General features: G+C 39.8%; 8 protein-coding genes. 7 read left to right on the plus strand and 1 reads right to left on the minus strand.

From position 1 onward, the window contains the following. Window positions 1–207: 207 nt before the first annotated feature. Window positions 208–2,448 carry an ATP-dependent Clp protease ATP-binding subunit gene (locus QOW94_RS10555; RefSeq protein ID WP_283680418.1) on the minus strand — a complete coding sequence of 747 codons (2,241 nt, stop codon included), beginning with the start codon at window positions 2,446–2,448 and terminating at the stop codon, window positions 208–210. A gap of 160 nt (window positions 2,449–2,608) precedes the next feature. Here QOW94_RS10555 and ykzS point away from each other — a divergent pair, with 160 nt between their 5' ends. The 7 genes from ykzS to QOW94_RS10590 all read left to right on the plus strand — a co-directional run bounded on the left by ykzS (window position 2,609) and on the right by QOW94_RS10590 (window position 10,463). Beyond that, window positions 2,609–2,803, plus strand: a complete 195-nt coding sequence (ykzS, locus tag QOW94_RS10560) for a protein YkzS (RefSeq protein ID WP_283680419.1) — start codon at window positions 2,609–2,611, stop codon at window positions 2,801–2,803. Window positions 2,804–2,933: 130 nt separating this feature from the next. Further along, window positions 2,934–3,200 carry a phosphocarrier protein HPr gene (locus tag QOW94_RS10565; protein ID WP_283680420.1) on the plus strand — a complete coding sequence of 89 codons (267 nt, stop codon included), beginning with the start codon at window positions 2,934–2,936 and terminating at the stop codon, window positions 3,198–3,200. 3 nt (window positions 3,201–3,203) lie between these two features. Beyond that, complete coding sequence (gene ptsP, locus QOW94_RS10570) at window positions 3,204–4,940, plus strand: phosphoenolpyruvate--protein phosphotransferase (RefSeq protein WP_283680421.1); 1,737 nt, start codon at window positions 3,204–3,206, stop codon at window positions 4,938–4,940. A 160-nt stretch (window positions 4,941–5,100) separates the two neighbouring features. Then, a complete protein-coding gene (locus QOW94_RS10575) occupies window positions 5,101–6,285 on the plus strand; it encodes a glycosyltransferase family 4 protein (protein WP_283680422.1) in 1,185 nt (394 codons plus the stop codon). A gap of 20 nt (window positions 6,286–6,305) precedes the next feature. Then, window positions 6,306–7,328 carry a glycosyltransferase family 4 protein gene (locus QOW94_RS10580; protein WP_283680423.1) on the plus strand — a complete coding sequence of 341 codons (1,023 nt, stop codon included), beginning with the start codon at window positions 6,306–6,308 and terminating at the stop codon, window positions 7,326–7,328. A 2-nt stretch (window positions 7,329–7,330) separates the two neighbouring features. Continuing rightward, on the plus strand, window positions 7,331–8,365 hold the full coding sequence (locus QOW94_RS10585) for a lysylphosphatidylglycerol synthase transmembrane domain-containing protein (protein ID WP_283680424.1): 1,035 nt from the start codon (window positions 7,331–7,333) through the stop codon (window positions 8,363–8,365). 31 nt (window positions 8,366–8,396) lie between these two features. Then, window positions 8,397–10,463: an LTA synthase family protein gene (locus tag QOW94_RS10590; RefSeq protein ID WP_283680425.1), complete on the plus strand. Its 2,067-nt coding sequence runs from the start codon at window positions 8,397–8,399 to the stop codon at window positions 10,461–10,463. Window positions 10,464–10,688 lie beyond the last annotated feature (225 nt).

The raw sequence follows: 10,688 nt of genomic DNA on the forward strand, positions 1-10,688 counted from the left end.
AGTTTGACGCTCGGAATTTAATTCCACTGGTGTTGGCGACCTCAACCTCAACTTTAGTATAGTAAAAGAGGTATCAAGATTGTCGTCACAATCTTGATACCTCTTACATTAGGATGTTTGACGAAGAACCATAATAATTCCAAAAAATGAAATTATCACTGCGCTTTTGCGGACTAGTTTAGTTTTGATAGTAATTTGTACTTTTGATTATTCTTCTGTGTTGTCGTCTGAGGAATTATCAGCTTTGTCATTAAAACTCTCAGATGAGATAAAGATTTGATCATCCTTAACGTCTGCATAGAGTTTTGAAACTTTGGTGTGGTCCAAATAGTAATCAGCTACCCGGTCTTCAATCTCTTCTTGGATAACTCTTCTAAGTGGACGAGCACCCATTTCTGGATTGTATCCCAAATCAACTAGTTTCTTCTTAGCTGCATCAGAAACTTCAATCGAGAGTCCTTGTTGTGAAAGCATGTCATTAACATCTGTAATCATCAACGAAACAATCTTTTGTAAGTTGTCTTTTGATAATGGGTTGAATTCAACAACGTCATCAAATCGGTTGAGCAATTCGGGTTTGAAGTAGTTAGTCAACTTATCAATAACTGAGTGAGTCTTACCGGCTACAGCAGCACCGAATCCAACATTAGCTTCTGAATCACCTGTACCGGCGTTACTAGTCATAATGATGATCGTATCTTTGAATGATACGGTCCGTCCCTGACTGTCAGTCAAACGACCATCATCAAGAATTTGAAGGAACATGTGGAGAACGTCTGGATGAGCCTTTTCAACCTCATCTAACAAAATCAAACTGTATGGATGACGGCGAACTTGTTCAGTCAACTGACCAGCTTCCTCGTAGCCAACGTATCCAGGAGGTGAACCGATAAGTTTTGCCACTGAATGTGGTTCCATGTATTCAGACATGTCGAATCGAATCATAGAGTCCTTTGAACCAAATAGTTGAAAGGCCAGTTGCTTTGCTAGCTCGGTCTTACCAACTCCGGTAGGGCCGACGAATAGGAACGAACCGATTGGTCGGCCAGTACCGTTGAATCCAACCCGGTTTCTTCTAATAGCTCGAGCAACCTTTTCGACAGCTTCGTCTTGGCCAATAACGTGGTTTTCAAGGTTTGGACCAAGATCCTTAAGTTGAGCTTGTTCTTGAGCTTGGAGATCACCAACAGGAATATCGGTTTTCTCTTCAACGATTTTCTGCATGTCCTCTTCGGTTACTTCTGGGATTGCAGAAGGGTCAACGTTTCCGTCAGACTTCTTTTGCTCAAGTTTGTTAACTTGGTCGCGGTAGTAAGCAGCCTTTTCGTAATCTTCATTCTTCAAGGCATCTTGCTTTTGTCGCTCTGCATCAGCAATTTTTTCTTCAATGGCTTTTGGATCAACAATGTTAATGGTTAAATTCTTACGTGAACCTGCTTCATCGAGGAGATCAATTGCCTTATCAGGTAGGAACCTATCTTGAACGTAGCGGTCAGAGAGCTCAACTGCGGCCTTGATAGCATCATCGGAATACTTAACGTGGTGGTAATCTTCGTAGTGCTTTTGAATTCCTTTAAGGATTTCAAATGCCTCTTCCGGAGAAGGCTCATTAACTGTAACTGGTTGAAGTCTTCTTGCGAGAGCGGAGTCTTTTTCGATATCTCTGTATTCGTTTAAAGTAGTAGCTCCGACTAATTGAAATTCGCCACGGGCAAGCGCAGGCTTCAAAACGTTACCTGCATCCATTCCACCTTCAGCGTTACCAGCACCCACGATTTCGTGGATTTCATCGATAAATAGGATAATGTCAGGATTGCCCTGAACTTCCTTGATCAATTGTTGCATCCGTTGTTCAAATTGGCCTCGAATTCCAGTACCTTGAACTAGTGAAACAACGTCTAATCTGATTAGTTGTTTGTTTTGAAGCTTGGCTGGAACTTCGCCAGATACGATTTGTTGAGCCAAACCTTCAACGACAGCAGTCTTACCGACTCCGGCTTCACCAATTAATACTGGGTTATTCTTGGTTCTACGGTTGAGAATTTCAACAACCCGTTTAATTTCATTATCACGACCGATAACTGGGTCAATTTTTCCATCTTTAGCCATTTGAGTAAGATTGATCCCGTATTGACCAAGAAGGGAATTCCCGTTGCCACCGCGACCGTTTGGACCGCCATTATTTGGTCCTTGTGGTTGGGTAGGAGGAATTTGTGACTGTGGGTTATTCATCTCGGGATTTTGGCCCTGCATTGCTCGGAAAATATCATCCAAGCCACCGAAACCAAATGGATCTTGTGCCATATCTTGTGCACCTCCCAAATTCTTTTGTCGGTTAGTTAGGAGTTGATAGCAATTTTGACAAAGGTTAACTGTTTGCTTTTTACCATTTACATTAGTATATAAATGGATAGTTGCTTCATTTTGATGGCAATTTTGGCATAGCATTAATTGCTTTCCTCCTTTAGTATAGAAGTGAAAGGCCAGATTCTATTAGCGTTTTTTAAAACACTGACCAACTTTGACCTTCGAAAATTATTATACAACATCGAGTCAAGTTATCAAGTAATTGAACCCAATCATTATATGTAGAGAGGAAGTTTGACCAATGGCGGAAAACGACTACGCAAAACTGCTAGATGAATTGCGTGAAGGTAAGATCAAAGAAATTCAGGTAAATCCTGATCAATTTATGGATTTTCAACAAGCATTTATGAATTTTGACTATAAAACTCGAGTGTCTGGAAAGGCTCAGAAGGGCGGAATTGTCACATATACTTACGAAAATGAGGAAGAAATGTGAAAATATCTGAAAGCGGTTAATTAAAACTTGTATTTTGTTGGTTTAATTGCTATTCTAAACTAAGTAAAGATTATTTCTGATTTTGTGAGTCTATCTCAAAATCGAATAAATTCAGAGGAGAATGATTAAAATGGAAAAACACGAATTTAACATAACTGCTGAGACTGGTATTCATGCTCGTCCAGCAACCTTACTTGTTCAAACTGCCAGCAAGTTCAGCTCAGACATTACACTTGAATATCAAGACAAGTCTGTAAACTTGAAGTCAATTATGGGCGTTATGTCACTTGGTGTTGGTCAAAGTGCCTCAGTTACAATCACTGCTGATGGTGACGATGAAAAAGAAGCAATTGAAGCTATTACTGAAACAATGAAACAAGAAGGACTTACTGAATAAGATATGAAAACATTCAAGGGGATTTCGGCCAGCGAAGGGATTGCTATTGGAGCAGCCTTTCGGCTTGATGAACCTGATCTTTCTTTTAAACCACGAAAAATTGAGGATGTAAAGTCAGAAATCTCGCGCTTGGACGAAGCTGTTCAGCTTTCAAAGGCCGAGCTTTTTAACATTCATCAAAAAACGTTAGAAGACCTCGGTAAATATCAAGCTGAGGTCTTTAATGCACATATAGCAATTTTATCTGACCCTGAGTTTTTTTCAAAAGTTAAATCACAAATCAGAAACAACAACGATAGTGCCGAAGTAGCACTTAAATCTGTCTCTGACGGATATATTGATACCTTTGAATCGTTAAAGGACGATTATATGCGTCAGCGTGCAGAGGACGTCGCTGATGTTATGAAGCGAATTATGGGGCACCTATTAGGTGTTGAACTTCACGATCCCGCTCTTATTAACAAGCAGGTAATAATCGTTGCCCATGATTTAAAGCCAAGTGATGCCGCGCAGTTTGTTCCTAAGTACGTAAAGGGAATTGCAGCGGATCTTGGTGGCAAGACGTCCCATTCAGCAATCATGTCACGAACACTCCAAATTCCAACTGTGGTTGGGCTAGAGGATGTCTTGGCAGTAGTTGAGAATGGTACCCAAGTTATTATTGACGGAACGAAGGGTCAAGTAATCGTGGATCCAAATCAAGATCAAGTTGATGAGTACCAGGCCAAAATTAAAAGAAATGAAGTTCACCAATCTGAATTAAGGGGATTAATTAATAAGAAGACCGCTTCACTAGATGGTAGGGAAGCAGTTTTGGCTGCTAATATCAGTTCAGATAGCGATGTGGCTGAGGCAATTGAAAATGGAGCTGAAGGAATCGGTTTATTTAGGACCGAGTTTTTATACATGCAGTCTCTTAAACTGCCCTCTGAGGATGACCAATTTGAGGTATACAAAGATGTGCTTCAAAAGATGGATGGAAAACCGGTCACGATTAGGACAGCTGATATCGGTGGCGATAAATCGTTGCCGTACTTAAAGATGCCAAAGCAAGAAAATCCGTTTTTAGGCTACCGGGCAATCAGGCTTAGTTTGGATAAGGATGAAATTTTTAGAACCCAACTTCGGGCGTTGATCAGGGCATCTGCCTATGGGGATTTGTCGATTATGTTTCCAATGATCTCGACTACAAGCGAGTTTGATCAAGCAAAACTCATTTATCGAACTGAGCGAAAAAAACTTATCGACGAGGGTACCAAAGTTGGCCAAGTTAAACTTGGCATAATGGTTGAAGTTCCATCCGCAGCTCTATTGGCAGATCAATTTGCAAACAAAGTAGATTTTATGAGTATTGGGACAAACGATCTTATTCAATACGTGATGGCAGCTGATCGGGGAAATGAAAAAATCTCCTATTTGTATCAACCATATAATCCGGCTGTTTTGAGACTGATCAAAAATATAATTGACTCATGTCATGACAAGGGAATTCCAGCTTGCATGTGTGGTGAGATGGCGGGTGATCCTGTTGCCATTCCACTACTGGTGGGACTTGGGCTTAACGAGTTTTCGATGAATGCGGGCGCGATTCTCGAATCACGGTCTTTGATTCGAAGCCTTGATTCAAGGGAAATGATAACGTTGGCTGATCGGAGTGTTAGTTTTTACGGTAGCAGCGAAGAGGTTAAAAATGACGTTACCCACACGTTGAGTGGGGATAACCCCAAGACTTATAAATAACTTAAAAAACAAGCTGAATGGTGATGTAATCGCTTTTTCAGCTTGTTTTTGCATTTGATAGTTTGCATTCATTTTTTGAAACAAATATAATTACTTTGATTATTGTTCAGAGAAGACACAAAATGATGGCCTTCTCTGCTATTTGAAAGGGGAGCCAGACGTGAACATTGGAATATTCACTGATACTTATTTTCCACAGGTCAGCGGAGTTGCAACTTCTATAAAGACGTTGAAGGAAGAATTGGAACGGCGCGGAAACCAAGTGTACATTTTTACCACGACTGACCCTCATGTTGGGAAGGATTCATTTGAAAATAACATTTTTAGATTTTCGAGCATCCCATTTATCTCGTTTTCTGACCGTAGAATAGCGATTCGCGGTCTTTTTCAAGCGTATGAAATTGCCAAGGAACTTAATTTGGATATTGTTCATACGCAGACAGAGTTTTCGATGGGGATGATTGGTAAGTTTGTTGCAAAAAACTTGAACATCCCCTGTATTCATACATATCACACGATGTATGAGGATTATCTCCATTATGTGGCTAATGGCAGATTGCTAAAGCCAATCCATGTTAAGGACGCTACGCTGATGTTTTGCCATAACTTATCGGGAGTGGTTGCTCCGTCGGATCGAGTTTTAGATACCCTCACAGGTTATGGAGTAAAGGCACCGATTAGAATCATTCCGACCGGAATCAATACTACGATGTTTAAAAACGAAGCTAATCCAAATGAGGTTCGGGCCAAGTATGGAATTAAGCCGGACGAGCGGCTGGCACTGACATTGAGTCGGCTTGCTTATGAAAAGAACATTTCTGAGATTTTGGACTCCTTCCCAGTAATTCTGAATCAGTATTCGAAGGTAAAACTGATGATTGTTGGCGATGGTCCAGCAAAGGAAGACTTGATGAATCAGGCCGAACGGTTGGGAATCCGGGATAACGTTATTTTTACAGGAGAAATTGATAATAACCACGTTAACAGTTTTTATCAAGCGGCAGATGTATTCGTGTCGACATCTAATTCAGAATCACAAGGATTAACGTACATTGAAGCAATGGCGGCTGGAACACCGGTCGTTGTTACTTCCGGTGACTATACGGACGCGTTATTAAACAATCGGATTTTGGGAATGACATTTACCCATCAAGAGCAGTTCATTGATAATACTGTCCAATATCTAAAGGCACCAATCGTTAAGACAAAGGCAACCGAACAGATTTTACAACGAAAGATTAAAGAGATTTCAGCTATAACTTTTGGTGATCGAATCGTTGATTTTTATCAGAACGCAAAAGTGGCTGAAGATTTGAGAAAGAGCGAGCAGTTTAGTACCGAATAACGAGAGTGAAAGGATCTAGTATGCTGAAAATTACCATGTTTTCTACCGCAGATAAGGTAAAAGGACAGGGGGTCGGAAGTGCGTATCTTGAATTGGTGAAGATGCTAAGAAAACGATTCTCCAAAGAAATGAAAATTTCAATTAACACATACGGCCGGGCGGACATTTCGCACTACCACACCATTAACCCGTCGTTTTATCTTTCTACTTTTTTGCCAAATCGTGGCACTAAAATCGGGTATGTTCATTTTCTACCGGAGACCCTTGATGGTAGTATCAAGCTCCCCTTACCGTTGAAGGTGATTTTCTATAAGTATGTGATTTCGTTTTACAAACGGATGGATCACATCGTGGTAGTTAATCCAACATTTATTGATAAGTTAGTGGAATATGGGATTCCCCGTAAACACATTACGTATATCCCTAATTTTGTTAGCAAAAAGGTGTTTTACTCGGTTGACAACGCTGAGAAGCTTAACCTGCGTGATCAGTATGGTTTTGATAAAGACAAGTTTATGGTTTTAGGATCTGGCCAAATCCAGACTCGTAAGGGAGTGCTGGATTTTGTTAAATTAGCTAAAGACAATCCTAATATCCAGTTTGTATGGACCGGTGGTTTTTCTTTTGGGAAGATAACCGAGGGGTATTCCGAACTTGAAAAGGTCGTTGATGATCCCCCAGCTAACTTGGCGTTTCCTGGAATTGTTGACCGAGATAAGCTAGTTGAGTACTACAATATGGCTGACTTGTTCTTATTGCCTTCATACAACGAACTTTTCCCAATGTCTGTTCTTGAGTCATTTAGTACCAAAACACCTGTAATGTTAAGGAATCTTGACCTTTATAAATCAATAATTGAAGGGTATTATATTTCTTGTGAGAATGAATCAGAGATGGATACAGAGTTGAAAAAGCTTGTTAATGATGAATCAAAATTAGCAGAAATGGCGCAAAAGGCTGGGGATGCTAGTGACAAGTACTCTGAAGAACATCTAGCTCACGTGTGGTATGATTTTTACAACTATTGGGCTAAGAAAGGGTAACCATGTCTCGCAATAATAAGATAATGTTGACCATTATGGTTCTCCTTGGGGTGGCTATTTTTGGTTATTCAATTAAAGATATTAAACTAAGTTTATTAGTGTCTGAGTTCTTTTCAATCAATTATTGGTGGCTACTAGTCGCATTTTTATGTATTTGTGTGTACTTGGTTGTGGAAGCGATAGTTACCAAGGTGTTGGTGTCTGATAGAGTCAAAAACTTTACTTTTAAGGATGCATTGAGGGTTCCGCTAGTTGAACAACTCTTTAATGGAATTACGCCGTTTTCATCAGGAGGCCAACCAGGACAACTGTTTGTGATGATGCAGACTGGAATTGATGGTGGCCGGGCAAGTTCCGCGTTACTGATGAAATTCGTTGTGTATCAAGCAATGATTGTTGTGAACTTTTTTATTAGCTTGTTGATTGGCTTTCATTATGTTGCGACAAAGCTCCAATTGTTGGCGTTGTTTGTTGTTTTTGGATTCCTAATTCACTTTTTTGTCATCGTTGGTTTGCTAATGGTGATGTATTGGCCGGGCTTTACCAAGAAAATTTCCATGTTTCTGATTCAACCCGCCAGGTGGTTTATGAAGGATGAAAAATACTACTCGATGAGAGGTAGTTTATCATCACAAATTGATCATCTTTATCAAGAAAGTGTCAGAATTGCAAGAAAGCCAAAACTATTGCTTAAAATTGCGGGGCTAACATTTATTCAGCTCGCATTCTACTATGTGATCCCGTACTTTATCATGCTTTCGCTTGGCTATAGTAGTGCAAATATCGTTATGGTTACGAGTTTACACATCATGATTGTTATGATAATTTCGCTGTTTCCGATTCCGGGTGGATCTGGAGGAGCAGAATTTAGTTTTGAGTCACTCTTTTCAAGTTATATTACGAGTGATACCAAGTTAGTGTTGGCAATGCTGCTTTGGAGATTGTTAACATACTACTTCGGGATGGCTGCTGGGGTCGTTGCCCTCATGGTCAAGCCTGACAAGGTTGAAGATAATGAAAATAATGAGCAATCTTAGCTTTAATTGAATGTATGGAGGAGTATTGCCGATGTCTCGGGATAACAATAGAATTAGAAATTTTTTCAACACAACCTGGGGATTCTTCTTCCTGGTAGTTTTTCTATTTTGCGTAAAAACATATTTGGTCTATTTAACCAAGTTCACACTGGGAGTTAAGGGGCCACTTCAAGAATTTATTTTAGCTGTCAATCCGATTCCAGCTGCATTACTAACTTTTGGAATTGCATTGTACTTTAGTGGTCGGCTACGATACTGGCTGATAATGATAATTGATTTTATTGAAACGGTCTGGATATTTGCAAATATCGTCTACTACCGTGAATTTTCTGATTTCTTGTCTCTTGGAATAATTAAAGGATCTGGAAACGTTCAGAACAACCTGGGTAAGAGTTTGATGGAAATCATTAGACCGACTGACTTTTTGGTGTTTCTGGATATTGCTGTTCTGATTATTCTGTTAGTTACCAAAGTAATTAGAATTGATGCTAGGCCGTTTAAGAAGTATAAAGCCTTCATCGTCTCAATTGCCTCAATGGTATTGATGTTTGGCAAGTACAGTTTGGCATCCGCAGATCGTTCTGGGTTATTGACCAGGACGTTTGATAACAACTACATTGTTAAATACTTAGGGTTGAATGAATATGCGGCATTTAACGTATATCAGACCCAAAAAGAATCAGCTACCCGTTCTCAGGCTAAAGCCAGTGATATGGATAGTGTATTAAAATACTTAAAACATTCAAGAGCGAAGGCTGATCCAGCGTACTTTGGCAAGCTTAAGGGTAAGAACATCATTATTATCCATCTGGAGAGTTTTCAGCAGTTTTTGATCAATTATAAGGTCAATGGTAAGGAAGTAACGCCGAACCTTAATAAGTTCTATAAGAATAAGCATACCCTCAGCTTCGACAACTTCTATCATCAAGTTGCTCAAGGTAAGACTTCAGATGCGGAAATGATGCTTGAAAACTCATTGTATGGGCTCCCCCAAGGTTCTGCGATGGTTACTTATGGGTCCCAGAACACATACCAAGCAGCCCCAGCAATTTTTGATCAAAAGGGATATTCAACCGCTGCCTTTCATGGGGATGTGCCAAGTTTTTGGAACCGTGATAGTACGTATAAGTCATGGGGATACCAATACTTCTTTAGTTCACAGTATTACAAGACAAAACCCTCGTACAGTGTTGGGTATGGATTAAAAGATAAGATTTTCTTCAAGGATAGCGCTCAGTATCTTGAGCAGCTGCCTCAACCTTTTTACGCTAAGCTGATCACGCTTACTAACCATTACCCATACTTGATTGATAAACAAAATACTGATTTCCCGGCTACCAAGACTGGTGATAAGACGGTTGATCCTTATGTTCAAACGGCTCACTACCTTGACCAAGCCTTTGGTGAGTTCTTGAGTTATCTTAAGAAGACTGGGTTATATAAGGACAGTGCATTAGTACTTTACGGTGACCATTATGGAATTTCAAACAACCATAGGCCTGCGATAGCTCAATTACTGCATAAGAAGAGTATTAATAGTTACGATCTTGCTCAATTTCAAAAGGTTCCGTTTATGATTCATTCACCTAATTTAAAGGGGAAATTGGATCATTCGTACGGTGGAGAAATTGATGTTTTACCAACGTTGTTACATTTAGTTGGTGATAAGAACAACAATACGATTCAGTTTGGGACTGATTTGTTAGCTAAAAAGCATGATCAAACAGTTGCGTTTAGAGATGGCGATTTTGTTACCCCTAAGTATACGAAGGTTGGGAGTACGGTTTATCTGACTAAGACGGGGGAAGAAATTACGCCTAATAAGCAGCAGAAGCAAGAATTAGCTAAGCTTCAAAACCATGTCACGACTGAACTGTCGCTTTCTGACCGGGTTATCTATGGAGATTTGCTTAGATTCTATCAACCAAAGGGCTTTGATAAGACGAATAAGAAGGATTTCACTTATCAATATACTAAATCTTTGGATAACTTGAAGAAGGCTGAAACTAAGACGCCAACCAGTATCAAAGCTAAGAACGACGGTAAGTCTACCGTCGATGAGTATAAGACTGATGCGCCTGAATTAAAGGATAAATAACATTGAACAGAGCAAATTTTAAATTTGTTCTGTTTTTTTGTTGACTTAACGGAGTTTATAGCGGTATACTAGTTCTTGCAGTTTTGATTAGCGAGCACGTGAACGACAGCTAAATGAGTTGATGTGATTCGGATAACCGAGTTAATTAATTTCAAAAAAGTCGTTGACATGAAATGCTCCACATGATATATTGTAATAGTTGTCAAAAGGCGTTGCGACGCTGAT

The sequence above is a fragment of the Lentilactobacillus sp. Marseille-Q4993 genome (genome assembly GCF_951230165.1).
Lineage (GTDB): Bacteria > Bacillota > Bacilli > Lactobacillales > Lactobacillaceae > Lentilactobacillus.